Consider the following 15,082-nt stretch of genomic DNA (forward strand, 5'->3'; position numbering starts at 1 on the left):
GGGGGGGGGGGGGGGGGGGGGGGGGGGGGGGGGGCGGCGGGCGGGCGCGGGGGGGGGCGGGGGGGGGGGGGGGGGGCGGGGGGGGGCCCCCCCCCCCCTCGCCGTACCTGGGGCCTGGCAATCGCCCCGTCCCCTTCCCCGCCCAAGGCCCGGATGGTCTAGCGGGCGTCGCGACCTTGCCGGGGCGAGGGGCCGGGTGGCCGGGCGAACGGGCGTCGCGAGCTTGCCAGGGGCAGCGGGACCGGTGGCCGGGCGATCGTCGGGGCTTCGCCCGGCTCAGGTGTCGTGGGTGCAGAGTCTGTGGGCGATGTCCGTCATCGTGTCGACGTGCAGGCCCGTCTGGGCCGGGATGGGGATCCAGCGGGGCGTGTACGTCTTGTCCAGTTCCTGGCACCATTCGCGGACCAGGTCGGCGAGGGCGTCGGCGGTGGTGGGGGCGGTGGGGAGCAGGGCGCGGCGCATCATGGCGGCGGCGCGCAGGGGGATGCGGCGGGCGGCGATGCCGAGGGTGGCGAAGTGGCCGCGGGAGCCGGTGCGTTCCTCGGCGGTCCAGGTGGCGGCGACGGACGGGGCGACCTCGGCCAGTTCGAGGGCGGCGTCGCGCAGCGGGGCCAGTTCGGCGGGGACGCGGGTCGCGGCGCGGGCGGCGAGTACGGCGGTCAGCTCACGGGTGCGGCCCACCAGCAGTTCGCCGATGCGCTCGACCTCGCGGTGCGGGTCGGCGGCGGGGCGGGCGTCGGCGACGGCGGGCACGGCCCAGGCCGGTGCCTCGACGAGGGTGGTCAGGGTGCCGTAGCGGCGCGGGTAGAGCCAGGTGCTCTCGGCGGTGAAGCCGCTCGGGTCGCGCTCGCCGCCGTCCCGGTCGCCGGGGCGGATCAGGATGCCGGGGCGGTCGGGCAGCCAGTCGGGGCCGTCGCACGGGTGGTCGTCCAGCGGGACGCCGAGCCGGGCGGCCGTGGCGCGGAAGGCGCGGGCGGCGCCGGGCACCTGGCGGGTCATCATGGCGAAGGCGCCGCCGAACTCGATGCCGTGCAGGGTGAACTGGGCCACCGGCCGCAGTTCGTCCAGGAGCCGGACCAGGGTCGTCGACTCCGGCATCGGCGGCCGGTCCGCGCCCGGCGCGGGCAGCGACTCGGGCTGGCGGGCGAACGCGGGCCGGTAGAAACGCAGATGGCACTCCTGGAGCGAGGGCGCGGGCTCCTCGGGGACCCAGCCGTGCGCGAGCCGGGCGCCGTCGGGGTCGAGACAGAGCAGGAAGTGCCAGGTGCAGCCGAGCCGGTCGAGGGTGCGCGGGCGGCGGGCGAGGATCCCGGCGAGCCGCAGCGCGGAGGCACCGCCGACGGGTTCGTTGGCATGCGCGCCGGCCACAGTGAGGATGTGCCGCTCACCATGGCCGGCCGACAGCAGCCACAACGGGCGCCCGGCGCGGCTCTCGCCGACGGCCCGCAGCCGTAGGGTGCCGGGCGCCGCGAGGGCCAGCGCGCGGGCCCGCCGCTCCAGTTCACCGACGGCCGGATAACCCGGATGGCACGTTGTCCGCACGCTGGTACCCCGCTCAGGCGCCTTGGGAGTTGCTGTCTCCGGTGGTCTCCTTCTTGTCCAGCGGGCGAATCACGATCTTCTCGGCCATGCGGCTCTCCTCCCGTTCAACTCGCCAACCTCGCAAGGGATTTGACTGAATTGAAGCCCCCTCGGGGAGCTTCTTGCCAACTGTCGTGCGAGTGAACAAGAGTGTCAAGGGTGCGGATTCGAGTCGGATGTCGCAGTTGGAGGCGTACTTGGTCGTCGGCACGGTGAGGCCGCGTTCGACGGTCGGTTTTATTGAGCGTTCCTTTGCCCGCCCTTGCTGTTCATTGGTCCGTGGCGGATTTCCTACGGAGGTGACCGCGTGAGCGCGGATGTGTCGTCCCTGCGCCGGCCCCGGGTCAAGCCCGAGCACCGGGCCTACCGGACCGTCGACGGCCATGTGCGCATCGGCAGCGTCGTGTACGGCATCGGCGCGGAGATCGCCGACCCGCACGGCTGGGTGTGGCTGCTGGTCGAGGCGATGGACGGCTCCCGGGATCCGGCGGCGGTCATCGCGTGCGTACGGGCCGGGCATCCGGCGGTGGCCGGTGCGGACGTCCGGCAGGCGATGGCCGATCTGCTGGCGGCCGGTTTCGTGGAGGACGCGGCGGCGCCGGTGCCGGTGCCGGACCGGGAACGGGAGCGCTACAGCCGGGGCGTGCCCCTGCTGCGCTGGATGGATCTGGGCCCGCGTGCCAGCGCCTGGGAGGCGCAGTTGCTGCTGCGCCGGGCGCGCGTCCTGCTCCTGGGCATCGGCGGCACCGGCGGCTACGCGGCCCAGTCCCTGGTCGCGTCCGGCGTCGGCCATCTGCACTGCGTCGACCCGGACGTGGTGGAGCTCTCCAACCTCAACCGCCAGCCCCTCTACCGCGAGTCCGACATCGGCCACCCCAAGGTCGACGCGGCCCTGCGGACCCTGCGCGCCCTGAACTCGGACGTGACGGTCACCGGGGAGCGCAGGGAGGCGCGGGGGATGGGGGATCTGGCGGATCTGGTGAGCGGGGGGAGGCGGGCGGGGGGTGACTCCCCCGTCGATGGCGTCTCCGGGGACGGCGTCTCCGGCGATGGCGTCTCCGGCGACGGCATCACCGCCGAGGGTGTCACCGGCGATGGCGTCACCGGCCACGGCATCACCGCCGAGGGTGTCACCGCCGATGACGTCTCCGCGACCGGCGACACCGGGGCCCCCGGCGACTGCCCGCCCACCCGCCCCGTCTACGACCTCCTCGTCCTCGCCGCCGACCGCCCGCTGGATCTGCGGCGCTGGGCGAACCGGGTGTGTCTGGCGGCCGGGCTGCCGTGGGTGGACGCCGGGTACCGGGGGCCGCTGGTCACGGCCGGGGTGTACGTACCGGGGCGCGGGGCCTGCTGGGAGTGTCTGCGGGCCGGGGAGGCGGACCGGCGGGAGTTGCGGCTGGCGCCGGGGCAGGACGAGGACGTGGCCTCGCCCCGGCTGCCGTGGAACCCGGCGAGCGCGGTGACGGCCGGGCTGTCCGGCGGGCTGCTCGCGCACGCGGCGCTGTCGCTGCTGACCGGGGTGCCCGCGCTGGAGCCGGGGGTCCGCTTCGGGGTGAACCTGATGGTGCCCGGGGACCGGGTGCTGCAACGCTTTCCGCGCCGCACGGACTGCCCGGCCTGCGGCGACGCACCACGGTGAGCCGGGTACGGCTGCATGAGCTGGCGGCCCGCCCGGACGGCACGGAATGGATCGTCGGCCGCCCGGCCACCGGCACGTTCGTGGCCGTCCCGGAGGCCGGGAAACGGGCACTCGATCTGCTGGGCGAGGGACTGAGCACCGGGGAGGCCGCGCGGCGTCTTGAGGAGGAGACCGGGCACGACCTGGATGTCGCGGACTTCGTGGACGCGCTGGTGGAGCTGGGGTTCGTGGCGGAGGTCGACGGCCGCGCGGTGCCGTTGCCGGACCCGCCGAAGCCGACGCTGCCCCGGATCCGGCCGGCGCATGTCCGCTGGACGCTGAGTCCGCTGCTGCCGGTGCTGATCGTCCTGCTGATCGTCACCGCGCTGATCGCCCGCCCGGAGGGGGTCGCCCTCTCCTACCGGACCCTGCTGTGGAGCGAGCACGGCAGCCTGGTCCTGGCCTTCGGCGCGGCGAGCGGCTGGGCGCTGCTGCTCCTGCACGAGCTGGCCCACCTGGTGACCGCGCGGGCGACCGGCGTACCGGCCCGGATGCGGCTGGGCACCCGGTTGCAGTTCCTGGTGATGCAGACCGACATCAGCGGGATCGAACTGGCGCCCGGACGGCACCGTATGACCGCCTATCTCGCGGGCATCGGGGTCAATCTGGCCGCCGCGTCGGCCGCCGCGCTGGCGGCGGGGGCGGCGGAGGGCACCGCGCGGCGGATGCTGGCCGCGCTCACCGTGCTGGCGCTGCTGCCGCTGCCGTTCCAGCTGATGGTGTTCATGCGGACGGATCTGTACTTCGTCCTCCAGGACCTCACCCGCTGCCGCGATCTGTACGGCGACGGCCGCGCGTACGCCCGTTACGCGGCGAGGCGGCTGCTGGCCCGTCCGGGCGCCGATCCGAGCCGCACGCTGCCCGCCCACGAGCGGCGCGCGGTACGTCTGTACAGCGTGGTCCTCGTCCTGGGCACGGCCCTGTGTCTCGCCTTCCTGGCGGCGGTGACCCTGCCCGCCGACATCGCGCTGCTGACCCGGGCCGCGAGGACCCTGACGGCCCGCGACCGCTCCCTCGGCGCCCGGCTGGACGCGGCGGCCGTACTGATCACGCTGGGCGGCATCCATGTGCTGTGGGCCCGGACGTGGTGGCGGAGACGGCGGGAGAGAAGGCGGGGGTGAGGGCTCGCGGGCACGCTTGGCGCGGGGCGCGCGTTTGGCGGGGCGAGCCCGGCGGGGCGCTTCCGGCGAGGGCGGGGGCGGAGGCGCTTCCGGCGAGGGCTCTTCCGGCGGGGGGCCGGAAGAGTCAGACGCCGGCCTTCGTCGTCGGCTTGCCGGACGGGGCGTGGACGCGGTGCTCCGGGGCGGAGCGGTCCAGGACCATCACCAGGCCGGCGATGACGCCGAACAGCACGAGCGGGGCGAACACGAACCAGCCCAGCGTCTCGATGACGCTCAGGCCCTGGCCGGGGTCGTCACCGTCGTCGCGGGTCAGCGCGAGCGCGGGGGACGACATGAGCAGCATCATCAGCGTCGTGCCGGCCGCCAGGGTGCCGGCGCGCAGGGCGTTCTTCTTGTCCACGGGGCCCAACGTACCCAACGCCGGGTCCCGACGCGCGTCCGGGGTGCCGTAAAGGACGGGCCTCGGGGGGTATGGGGCCGGGCACCCGGTCAGGCACCCGGTGCGTGACCCCGCATCACCCCCAGCAGCTCGTGCAGCCGCCGCGAGGCCGCCAGGTCCTCCAGGGTCACCGGCTTCCCGTCGGCGTCGGCGATGGGAAGCCGCCAGTTCGGGTACTGGTCCCAGGTGCCCGGGAGGTTCTGGGGGCGGCGGTCGCCGACCGTGTCGGGGAGCCAGACGCCGATCAGCCGGGCGGGGGTGCGCAGCAGGAAGCGGTGGACGGCCTGGATCCCGGCCTCCTCCTCGGACGGGCCGTGGCCGCCGCCGGTGCTGTCGAGGAGCCCGAGGCGGGCCAGCAGCGCCAGCCACTCGCCGGTGTCGGCGGCGGCCTCGGCCCGCTCGACGGACAGCGGGCGGGTGAGCAGGCCGAGCCGGTCGCGGAGTGCGACGTGGTCGCCGGCCAGCCGGGACGCCGTAGGGGGGAGGTCGTGGGTGGTGGCGGTGGCCAGGCAGTCCGCGCGCCAGCGGTCCGGCGGCAACGGGCTGCCGTCGCCCTCCCAGTCCCGCTCGAACCACAGCACCGACGTCCCCAGCACCCCCCGCTCGCGCAGCGCCTCCCGCACCCCCGGCTCGACGGTCCCCAGGTCCTCCCCGATCACCACCGCCCCGGCCCGGGACGCCTCCAGCACCAGGACGGCGAGCATGGCCTCGGCGTCGTAATGGACGTACGTGCCTTCCGTGGGCGGCAGCCCCTGCGGCACCCACCAGAGCCGGAACAGGCCCATGACGTGGTCGATGCGCAGGGCGCCGGCGTAGCGGAAGAGGCCGCGCAGCAGCTCCCGGAAGGGCGCGTAGCCGGACGCGGCGAGGCGGTCGGGCCGCCAGGGCGGCAGGCCCCAGTCCTGGCCCCGGGCGTTGAACGCGTCGGGCGGGGCGCCGACCGACATCCCGGCGGCGAAGTACTCCTGCTGCGCCCAGGCGTCGGCGCCCCGCGGGTGGACGCCCACGGCGAGGTCGTGCACGATCCCGAGCGGCATCCCGGCCTCGCGGGCGGTGCGCTGGGCGGCGGTCAGCTGGCTGTCGGTGAGCCAGGCCAGCCGGCAGTGCAGATCGACCCGGTCCATCAGCTCGGCGCGGGCGCGCGCGGTCCGCGGTGAGCGCGGGTCGCGCAGCGGCTCGGGCCAGCTGTGCCAGTCGGGGCCGTGCACCTCGGCGAGCGCGTTCCAGGTGGCGTGGTCCTCCAGGGCCCGGCCCTGCGCGGCGAGGAAGTCGCAGTAGGCGGCCCGGCGGCCGGGGCCCGGCTCGACGGCGGCCAGCGCCTCCAGCGCGGCCCGCTTCAGCTCCCACACCGCGTCCCGGTCGATCAGCGCGCCCTTGTCCAGCACGGCCTCGCGCAGCCGCCCGCCGCGCTCCCGCAGCTCACGCACCCGCTCGTCGGCGTACGCGTACTCCGACACGTCCTCGATCCGCAGATGCACCGGGTCGGGGAACCGGCGGGAGGAGGGGCGGTACGGGGACGGGTCGGTGGGGTGGCCGGGCACGCCCGCGTGCAGCGGGTTGACCTGGAGGAATCCGGCGCCGAGCGAGCGCCCCGCCCAGTCGGCGAGTTCCGTCAGATCGCCGAGGTCGCCCATGCCCCAGGAGCGCCGGGAGAGCAGCGAGTAGAGCTGGACGAGCAGACCGTACGAGCGTCCCGGCGGCGTGGGCAGGCGGGGCGGCGCGACGATCAGGTGGGCCTCGGCGGTGCGGCCGTCGGGGGCGGTGGCGGTCAGCCGGTGGACGCCGGGCGGGAGGCCGGCGGCACAGGTGCGGGGCTCGCCCCGCTCGGTCACGACCTGTACCCGGGTGCCGGCGGGCAGCGCGTCCAGTGCCGCCGGGGCGGCCTCGCCCCAGCCGACGACGGTCGGCGGCAGCAGTCGTTCCCCGAGCGCGCGGCGACGGTCGGCGAGGGCGTCGCGGACGGCCTGCGGGGTGCCGGTGTCCACGCCGAGGGCGGCGAGGGCCCGGGTGATCGCGGTGACGGTGGCGGCGACCGTGCGGTCCGGTGCGGGGCGGTAGGAGGTGGCGACGCCATGGAGTGCGGCGAGGTGGATCAGGTCCTCGTCCGGGGTCCCGGCCGGGCGGGGTGCGTTCATCTACGGCCTCGTGGTGTCGGCGTCCGGGGCGGCGAGCGGCGGCTCGCTGGTGAGGGGCTCGGCGTCGGGCAGCGGGGGTTCGCTGGTCAGCGGGGTCTGCGCGCAGGCGGTCTCGGCGCCGAACGCGCAGGACGGTCCGTCGCCGGGGCCGGGGAGCGGGCCGGGCGGGTCGTCCGGGCGTGCGGAGAGCGCCGAGAGGAGGAGGTGTGCCGATGCGGCCACGGAGGGGCTCCTTGTTCGGATACGGCGAATACGGCGAAGGGAGGAAATGGCAGAGATGGCGGAGATGGCGAGCTGGTCATCGGTACAGATACGGACTGCATACGGAATCAGCCCTACCCAGCGGCGGAGGACGCAGACGTATTTCCTGCCGGGGGCGGTCGGATGTGCGAATTCCACGGCAGCTATGTACTCAGTACATATACTCGGTGCATACTGCTGCCCATGAGCACCCGCCACATCCTGCTCGGCCTGCTCGCCGCGGGGCCCCGGCATGGGTACGACCTCAAGCGGCGGCACGACGAGCGTTTCCCGCAGGCCCGCCCGCTGGCCTACGGGCAGGTGTACCAAACCCTCCAGCGCCTGGTCCGGGACGGTCTCGCGGAGGTCGACGGCACGGAAGCCGACGGCGGCCCCGAGCGCACCCGGTACCGCGCCACCGAGGACGGCCGGCGCGAGCTGGAGCAGTGGGCGGCCGAGATCGCGCCGCCCGCGCCGTTCGTCGCCAACGAGATCTTCGCCAAGGTCGTCGTCTCGATCCTCGTCTCCGGCGACCCGGCCGCGTATCTGCGTGAGCAGCGCGCGGCGCACCTGGCCCGGATGCGGGAGCTGACGGCCGTGAAGACCGCCCCGGACGCCGGACTGCCCACGGTCCTGTCGGCCGACTACGCCCTGACCCACCTGGACGCCGATCTGCGCTGGATGACCACCACCGCGGCCCGGCTGACGTCCCTGACCGCGGAGGTAGACCCCGCATGAGTACGACTGTTTCGGCCGCGCCGGTCCTGGCCGCGCGCGGGCTGGTCAAGACGCACGGAACCACCCGTGCGCTGCGCGGCGCCTCGGTGGAGCTGGGGGCGGGCGAGATCCTCGCCGTCACCGGCGCGAGCGGCAGCGGCAAATCCACGCTGCTGCACTGTCTGGCCGGGATCGTCCGGCCGGACGAGGGGGAGGTCACGTACGGCGGTGAGCGCGTCGACCGGCTGCCGGAGCCGCGGCTGAGCGAGCTGCGGCGCACGGAGTTCGGGGTGGTGTTCCAGTTCGGGCAGCTGATCCCGGAGCTGACCGCGCTCGACAATGTGGCGCTGCCGCTGCTGCTGGCCGGACAGGGCCGGGCGCGGGCCCGGCGGGCGGCGGACGAGTGGCTGGAGCGGTTCGGGGTGCGCGGGCAGGGGGAACTGCGGCCCGGCGAGCTGAGCGGCGGGCAGGCGCAGCAGGTGGCGATGGCACGGGCGCTGGTGACCGGCCCGGCGGTGGTGTTCGCGGACGAGCCGACCGGCGCGCTGGACTCGCTCGCCGGGGAACGGACGATGACGGCGCTGGTGCACACCGCCCGCGAGACGGGCAGCGCGGTCGTGCTGATCACGCACGACGCGCGGGTGGCGGCGTACGCGGACCGCGAGATCGCGCTGCACGACGGCGCGGTCATGGCCGGGAACGTGGCGGTGACCCGATGAGGGCGGCGGCGACCGTACGGGTGGATCTGCGGCTGGCGTGGAGCTTGCTGCGGGGTTCCGACCGGCGGGAATGGTGGCGGATCACGCTCACCGGGATCGGCGCGGCGCTGGCGACCGGCTTCGCGCTGGCGGCGGTGACACTGGCCTCGCTGAAGGGGCAGTACGACATCGGCGTGGCGCACGGCCTGCTGGATCAGCCCGGCGAGCGGGCGGGGGTGGTGCTCGCGCTGGTGCTGCTGCTGATCCCGGTGCTGGGGTTCCTCGGGCAGTGCGCGCGGATCGGGGCGGTGCACCGCGACCGGCGGCTGGCGGGGCTGCGGCTGGCGGGCGGCTCACCGTGGCAGGTGCGGCGGATAGCGGGGTACGAGACGGGGCTGGCGTGTCTCGCGGGCTCGGCGGTGGCGGCGGTGTTCTCGGTGCTGCTGCTGATGACCCGCTGGCAGCGCCCGGCGGCCACGGCCTGGCTCGGGATCGCGCTGGTGGCGGTGGCGGTGCCGGTGGTGGGGGCGCTGGTGAGCGTGCTGGCGTTGCGCCGGGTGCTGGCCTCGCCGCTGGGCTGGGTCCGCCGGGTGCGGGCCCCGCACGGGCGGACCTCGGGGCTCGTGGTGGCGGGGGCCGTGGTGGGGGTGCCGGTGGCGCTGGTGGCGGCCACGATGTGGGCCGACCCGCGCAACCCGTTTCCGCTGGCGTCGGCGGGGGTGTGGTTCGCCGTGCTGTTCACCGGGGCGGGCGCGGTCGGGCTGTCGGGCGTCTCGGCGCTGCTCACCGGACGCCGGCTGGCCGCGCGGACCGGCCGCGCGGAGGTGCTGATCGCGGCGGAGCGGCTGCGGGCCGACCCGTGGGCGGCGGCCCGCACCCATGCGGCGGTGCTGCTGGTGACGGTGCTGGGGACGGGGTACGTGGGGGTACGGGCGGCGTTGCTGACGGAGCTGGAATCGTCCGCGCACCGCGGTGAATCCCTCGCCTTCTACACGACGGGACTGGATCTCACCGCCGCCGCCATCGCCGTGGGCCTGCTGATCACGCTGGGCGCGCTGGCCGTGGGCGCCGCCGAGTCCCTCGCCACCCGGCGCCGGGGGCTGGCCGCGCAGTCCGCCGCCGGGGTGCCGCGTGCGGTACTGGGCCGCGCCCTGCTCCTGGAGACGGCGCTCCCGCTGGCGCCGGCCGTGCTGCTGGCGGGGGCGGGCGGACTGGCCATCGGCCTCTGGTACAGCGCCCTGACGGGCCACGGCTGGTCCATCCCCTGGATGTCCCTGCTGGTCCCGGCCGGGGTGTACGCGACGTGCCTGCTGGCCTCGGCAACGTCCTTGCCGCTGCTGGGGCGGGCGGTGGGGGTGGGGGAGCTGCGGTATGGGTGAGGGTGGGGACGTAGGTGGGAGGCAGGGGACGTAGGTGGGAGGGGCTCCGGTTTCGGGGGGGGTGGTGAACGGGGCTGGGGTGGGCGCCGGGTTCTCTTGGGGGCTCGGCGGCGTCGGGGGGCGTCTTCGTCTTCGGGGTCGGCATGGCGGGCGGGGGCGTCTCCGCCCGGCTCCCGGCGGGCGTCTGCGCGCCTGCCGAAGGTCCGGCGCGGGACGCCGCCGCCCCTCACACAGCCCCCATGACGGGGCGCGTCCGCGTCCCGGGGCCTGATGGACAGGCGCCCGCGGACGGGCGGCCCGGCGCCCCGATGAACGGGTGGACGGGTGGCCCGGCGGCCCCACGGACGGCGTACGCCTCTCAAACGGCGTACGCCTCTCAAGTGGCCCGGAGGAGCGGGGCGGGCCGCGTCTCAGGTGGCCGAAGGAGCCCGCGCGGCCCCGCGGAAGGGGGCGGGCGCCTCTCCGGGGCCCGGAGGGCCAGGGTGTCACCCACCCGGGGTCGGCGCCGCCCGCCCGCAGGGACTGCGTCCTGCGGCGGTGCACAGGCACGCCAAACCCGTGCCCGGCGGCAGGTGCCGGGGCCGGCCGTGTCGCCGGGGCAGCGGCCCCGCAGGGACCGGGGTGGACGGGGGTCTCCCCGGTCCACCCCGGTCCGCGCGGGGCAATGCGAAGGCCCGGATCGTCAGGCGGAAATGCCGTCGATCCGGGCCAGGGCGTCGTCCGCGCCGTATGGCTGCAAGTACGGCAGCCAGCGCGGATCCCTATGGCCGGTGCCGATGATGCGCCAGGCCAGGCCGGTGGGTGGGGCGGGTTTATGGCGCAACCGCCAGCCGATCTCACCGAGGTGACGGTCGGCTTTGACATGGTTGCAGCGGCGGCAGGACGCCACCACGTTGTCCCAGACGTGTTTGCCCCCGCGCGAGCGCGGGATGACGTGGTCGACGCTGGTTGCGACGCCACCGCAGTACATGCACCGGCCCCCGTCGCGCGCGAAGAGCGCCCGGCGGGTCAGAGGAACGGGCCCCCGATAGGGAACCCGGACGAATCGCTTGAGCCGGACCACGCTGGGTGCGGGGACTGTGACGGTCGCGCTGTGCAGAAAGGCACCGGACTCCTCAAGGCATATGGCCTTGTTCTCCAGGACGAGAATGAGTGCGCGGCGCAGCGGTACGACGCCAAGGGGCTCGTACGACGCGTTGAGGACCAGGACATGCGGCACGGATGCCTCCTTGTACGCCGGCGGCGCGTGGCTCGCGCCGGGACGATCTGTCAACAGTCTCCCCTCATGCCTGGTGGAAGCGCCACCATGTCCTGGTAACGGGCTGGGAGTGTTTTCGACCACACCTGGAATCGTCCCCAGGATCAGCGGCCGTTCATCCCACCAGTTCATGCCGGGGCGCGCGCGGTGCGCACCCCGGCTGGGTCGAACATCACGACGATTGCCACGCGATGCCCCGATAGTGTGGTGGTTCCGCCGCTCCAGTGACCTTTCCGTGACCTTGGACGCCCGGAACGGACCCGGACACCGGGACCGAACCCCCGGACGCCTGCGAACGGACCTCGGATGATGCCCGGGGGCGGCGGACCGCTGCTCCAGGAGGTACCCGCTGTGTCGTCCCCGCCCGATCTCCATGCCCCCGTGCTGCTGGCCGCGTCGCCGTCGCCCACGCCGTCCGAGCCACCGGCCGCTCCGGCGATGCCGACGCTCCAGGACGCCCACGAGAGCGCGACGAACGCGGCGAGCTGGATCGAGCAGAACTGGTCGACCTGGCTCGCCATCGGGCTGCGGGTGCTGCTGATCATCGTGATCGCGGTGGTGCTGCGGGTGATGGTGCGGCGGGCGATCACCAAGCTGATAGACCGGATGACGCGGACCGTGGACGCGGTGGACGGCACCACGATCGGCGGGCTGCTGGTGAATGTGGAGCGCCGCCGCCAGCGCTCGCAGGCGATCGGCTCGGTACTGCGCTCGGTGGCGAGCTTCCTGATCCTCGGCACGGCCGCCCTGATGATCCTCTCGACCTTCCAGATCAATCTGGCCCCGCTGCTGGCGTCGGCGGGCGTGGCGGGCGTCGCCATCGGCTTCGGCGCCCGCAACCTCGTCACGGACTTCCTCTCCGGCGTCTTCATGATCCTGGAGGACCAGTACGGGGTGGGCGACTCCATCGACGCGGGCGTGGCCACGGGCGAGGTCATCGAGGTCGGCCTGCGCGTGACGAAGCTGCGCGGCGACAACGGCGAGATCTGGTACGTCCGCAACGGCGAGGTCAAGCGGGTCGGCAACCTCTCCCAGGGCTGGGCGACGGCCGGTGTGGATGTCACCGTCCGTCCGTCGGAGGACCTGGACCGGGTCAAGGCGGTCCTCACCCGGGTCGGCGAGGAGATGAGCAAGGAGGAACCCTGGAACGAGATGCTGTGGGGCCCCATCGAGGTACTGGGCCTGGACAGCGTGCTGCTCGACTCCATGGTCGTCCGGGTCTCCGCCAAGACCATGCCGGGCAAGGCCCTCACGGTGGAACGCGAACTGCGCTGGCGCGTCAAGCGCGCCTTCGACGCCGAGGGCATCCAGATCGTCGGCGGCCTGCCCCTCCAGCCGCCGGTCGAGGCCGACCCCGACCCGACAGCGGGCATGGCGGCCCCGTCGGCCTTCGCCAACACGGTGTCCCCGCAGTCGGCGGCTGCGTCACCCATAGCGCCGCCGACGAACGTGACGAAGTAGCGGACGACGCCCCGGACGAGAGGAACGGTTCAGCACACTCGTTCGAGTGACGGGGTGGGGCATTCCGGTGCCCGGCGCGCAGAGGGTGGCCCATCGTTCCGCCGGGGCGCCCGACGCGGGCTTAGCCTGGCATCAGCGTGACGAGGAGAACAGCGATGAGCGCCGAACCCATCACGGAGCCGGTCATGACGCAGCAGGACCCCGCCGACCTGTTGATCGCGATCGAGGAGGCGTCGGAGACGCCGATTCGACCCGAGTACGTCGAGGGGACGGTGATCGTGCCGCCGCAACCCAACGAGCACCACAACGACACCGCCTATGCGCTGACCATCCAATTCCTGAGCGCGGGGTTCTCCCTCGTCGGCGTGGGCAACGGGTACCGAGCCGCCTACAAGGACGGCACATCCTTGGGCCTGGTGGTCCCTGACTTCTACGTCCGCCGACGCAAAGCGTCAGAGTTGGACGAGTCCTACCTTGCCGCGCACAAGGGCTGGTACCCCATCGACATGCTCGCTCTGGTCGGCGAGGTCACCTCGACCAACCACGAGACGGACACAGGTGCGAAGGCTCGCATCTACGCCGCTGCCGGCGTCCCCGTGTACGTCCTCATCAACCGCAATACGCAGACAGCTCACAGTTTTTCGGACCCTATCCTCCCGGACGACGGCCCGGCCAGGGCCTACTACGCGACCGAAACCAAGGTCCCCTTGGGTGAACGGCTCCCCCTCCCCGCGCCTTACCCCGCTTTGGACACCGCCCTCTGACATACGGCCCCACTCGGCCCACGCCCCCGCCGGATAACGACTCCATTGCCGCGGGGGCGTTCGCTATTGACGCCCTCCGTACCGCAGGTCTACGTTCTGCCGCACCGGATAGGAAAGTTTCCTAACAGTGGCGTCAGGCACCCACGACCCGAGATGGACGTGCCGTTCGCGTCGCTGCCAAGCTGGCCCGACGACCAGGAGAGAGGCAGGTGTCGACCCGATGGCAGGAACGGCCGGTACGCCGGGCACCCCGCGTGTCCTGCGGGCCATGAACGACCGGGCCGCGCTGGATCTGCTGCTGGAGCACGGCCCCCTGTCACGGACCCGGATAGGAAAGCTCACCGGGCTGTCCAAGCCGACCGCCTCGCAGTTGCTGGCCCGGCTGGAGGCCGCGGGGCTGGTCCGGGCGACCGGCACCAGCGAAGGGCGCCCCGGGCCCAACGCCCAGCTCTACGCGGTCGATCCGGGCGCCGCCCACGCCGCCGGGCTCGATGTCACCCCGAACCGGATCCGGGCCGCGGTCGCCGACATCACCGGCCGGACCGTGGGGTCGTACGAACTGCGCACCCCCGGCCGGCGACCCGCCCAGCCGGTGGTCCGGCTGGTCACCGACGCCCTCGACGGGGCCGTGAAGGCCGCCGGGCTCACCCGCGCGGACCTGCACCGGCTGGTCATCGGCACCCCCGGCGCCTTCGACCCCGGCACCGGACGGCTGCGCTACGCCTCCCATCTGCCCGGCTGGCACTCCGCCAGCCTGCTGGACGAACTGGCCGCCGCGCTGCCGATGCCGGTGGAGTACGAGAACGACGTCAACCTCGCCGCGGTCGCCGAACAACGGCTGGGCGCGGCCCGGGGCCACGACGACTTCGTGCTGCTGTGGAACCAGGAGGGCCTCGGCGCCGCCCTGGTGCTCGGCGGGCGGCTGCACCGCGGCTGGACCGGCGGCGCCGGAGAGGTGGGTTTCCTGCCGGTTCCCGGCACCCCGCTGGTCCGGCATGTCGCCAGAGCGGGCAGTGGCGGCTACCAGGAGCTGGCGGGCTCCCAGGCTGTCCCGCGCCTCGCCCTCGAACTGGGCTACGACGACATCCCGTCGGGCCCGTACGCCGATGTCGCCGCCGCGCTCCTCGCCCGCGCCGCCACCGAGGACACCGCACAGGCCGCCTTCCTGCTGAAGACCTACGCGACCCGGCTGGCCACCGGACTCGCCTCGCTCGTGTCCGTCCTCGACCCCGAACTCGTCGTGCTCAGCGGCTCCACCCTCGCCTCGGGCGGCGAACCGCTGCGCGCCCTGCTCCAGGCCGAACTGGAGGAACTGGCCGCCTCCCGGCCCCGGCTGGTGGTCGGTGAGGTGACCGACCACCCCGTGCTGCGCGGGGCGCTGGAGAGCGCGCTCGCCACCACCCGCGACGAGGTCTTCGACACGTTGGCGCTCCGCTGAGGAGCCGTACGAGAACCGCCGGTTGACTCCATGCTGCGGGCCGCCTGTGGCCGGTCGCGCAGTTCCCCGGGCGCCCGGGGGGGGGGGGCGGGGCCGCGCCCGAGCCCTCGCGAGTCTTTGGAGGAGCCAGGGGTAGCGGGATGTTATCCAGCTCGGGCGCGCCTGCGCGG

At 74.3% G+C, this 15,082-nt stretch carries 13 protein-coding genes; 8 read left to right on the plus strand and 5 right to left on the minus strand.

All coding sequences use genetic code 11. The features are described 5' to 3' along the window. Positions 1 to 276 precede the first annotated feature (276 nt). Positions 277 to 1,542, minus strand: a complete 1,266-nt coding sequence (locus ACFXAZ_RS10135; protein ID WP_384587278.1) for a M14 family zinc carboxypeptidase — start codon at positions 1,540 to 1,542, stop codon at positions 277 to 279. Between the two features lie 346 nt (positions 1,543 to 1,888). Here ACFXAZ_RS10135 and ACFXAZ_RS10140 point away from each other — a divergent pair, with 346 nt between their 5' ends. Continuing rightward, positions 1,889 to 3,223 carry a ThiF family adenylyltransferase gene (locus ACFXAZ_RS10140; protein WP_384587280.1) on the plus strand — a complete coding sequence of 445 codons (1,335 nt, stop codon included), beginning with the start codon at positions 1,889 to 1,891 and terminating at the stop codon, positions 3,221 to 3,223. Then, positions 3,220 to 4,383 carry a hypothetical protein gene (locus tag ACFXAZ_RS10145; protein WP_384587282.1) on the plus strand — a complete coding sequence of 388 codons (1,164 nt, stop codon included), beginning with the start codon at positions 3,220 to 3,222 and terminating at the stop codon, positions 4,381 to 4,383. Before ACFXAZ_RS10140 ends, ACFXAZ_RS10145 begins: the two co-directional genes overlap by 4 nt. A gap of 124 nt (positions 4,384 to 4,507) precedes the next feature. Here ACFXAZ_RS10145 and ACFXAZ_RS10150 read toward each other — a convergent pair whose 3' ends face one another. The 3 genes from ACFXAZ_RS10150 to ACFXAZ_RS10160 all read right to left on the minus strand — a co-directional run bounded on the left by ACFXAZ_RS10150 (position 4,508) and on the right by ACFXAZ_RS10160 (position 7,179). Next, on the minus strand, positions 4,508 to 4,783 hold the full coding sequence (locus ACFXAZ_RS10150; RefSeq protein WP_384587284.1) for a hypothetical protein: 276 nt from the start codon (positions 4,781 to 4,783) through the stop codon (positions 4,508 to 4,510). Positions 4,784 to 4,872: 89 nt separating this feature from the next. After that, positions 4,873 to 6,957 (minus strand): 4-alpha-glucanotransferase, encoded by a 2,085-nt coding sequence (malQ, locus tag ACFXAZ_RS10155; RefSeq protein ID WP_384587286.1) that lies wholly within the window; start codon positions 6,955 to 6,957, stop codon positions 4,873 to 4,875. After that, a complete protein-coding gene (locus tag ACFXAZ_RS10160) occupies positions 6,958 to 7,179 on the minus strand; it encodes a hypothetical protein (protein WP_384587288.1) in 222 nt (73 codons plus the stop codon). Between the two features lie 222 nt (positions 7,180 to 7,401). Between ACFXAZ_RS10160 and ACFXAZ_RS10165 the strand changes: the two genes are divergently transcribed. From ACFXAZ_RS10165 to ACFXAZ_RS10175, 3 genes are read left to right on the plus strand one after another with little or no spacing between them, the layout of a single operon-like run. Beyond that, complete coding sequence (locus ACFXAZ_RS10165; protein WP_384587290.1) at positions 7,402 to 7,935, plus strand: PadR family transcriptional regulator; 534 nt, start codon at positions 7,402 to 7,404, stop codon at positions 7,933 to 7,935. Continuing rightward, positions 7,932 to 8,633, plus strand: coding sequence for an ABC transporter ATP-binding protein (locus tag ACFXAZ_RS10170; RefSeq protein ID WP_384587292.1), 702 nt, complete (start codon positions 7,932 to 7,934; stop codon positions 8,631 to 8,633). Before ACFXAZ_RS10165 ends, ACFXAZ_RS10170 begins: the two co-directional genes overlap by 4 nt. Further along, a complete protein-coding gene (locus tag ACFXAZ_RS10175; RefSeq protein ID WP_384587294.1) occupies positions 8,630 to 9,991 on the plus strand; it encodes an ABC transporter permease in 1,362 nt (453 codons plus the stop codon). Before ACFXAZ_RS10170 ends, ACFXAZ_RS10175 begins: the two co-directional genes overlap by 4 nt. Positions 9,992 to 10,673: 682 nt before the next feature. On the opposite strand, the gene ACFXAZ_RS10180 is transcribed toward ACFXAZ_RS10175, so the two are convergent. Next, positions 10,674 to 11,210, minus strand: a complete 537-nt coding sequence (locus ACFXAZ_RS10180) for an HNH endonuclease (protein WP_382689296.1) — start codon at positions 11,208 to 11,210, stop codon at positions 10,674 to 10,676. A 348-nt stretch (positions 11,211 to 11,558) separates the two neighbouring features. On the opposite strand from ACFXAZ_RS10180, the gene ACFXAZ_RS10185 reads away from it, so the two are divergent. From ACFXAZ_RS10185 to ACFXAZ_RS10195, 3 genes are all read left to right on the plus strand, one after another. Further along, positions 11,559 to 12,710 carry a mechanosensitive ion channel family protein gene (locus ACFXAZ_RS10185; protein ID WP_384587417.1) on the plus strand — a complete coding sequence of 384 codons (1,152 nt, stop codon included), beginning with the start codon at positions 11,559 to 11,561 and terminating at the stop codon, positions 12,708 to 12,710. Between the two features lie 155 nt (positions 12,711 to 12,865). Beyond that, on the plus strand, positions 12,866 to 13,474 hold the full coding sequence (locus ACFXAZ_RS10190; protein ID WP_384587296.1) for a Uma2 family endonuclease: 609 nt from the start codon (positions 12,866 to 12,868) through the stop codon (positions 13,472 to 13,474). Positions 13,475 to 13,694: 220 nt separating this feature from the next. Then, positions 13,695 to 14,912, plus strand: coding sequence for an ROK family protein (locus tag ACFXAZ_RS10195; RefSeq protein ID WP_384587298.1), 1,218 nt, complete (start codon positions 13,695 to 13,697; stop codon positions 14,910 to 14,912). Positions 14,913 to 15,082 lie beyond the last annotated feature (170 nt).

This window comes from Streptomyces sp. NPDC059477 (assembly GCF_042749375.1).
Lineage (GTDB): Bacteria > Actinomycetota > Actinomycetes > Streptomycetales > Streptomycetaceae > Streptomyces.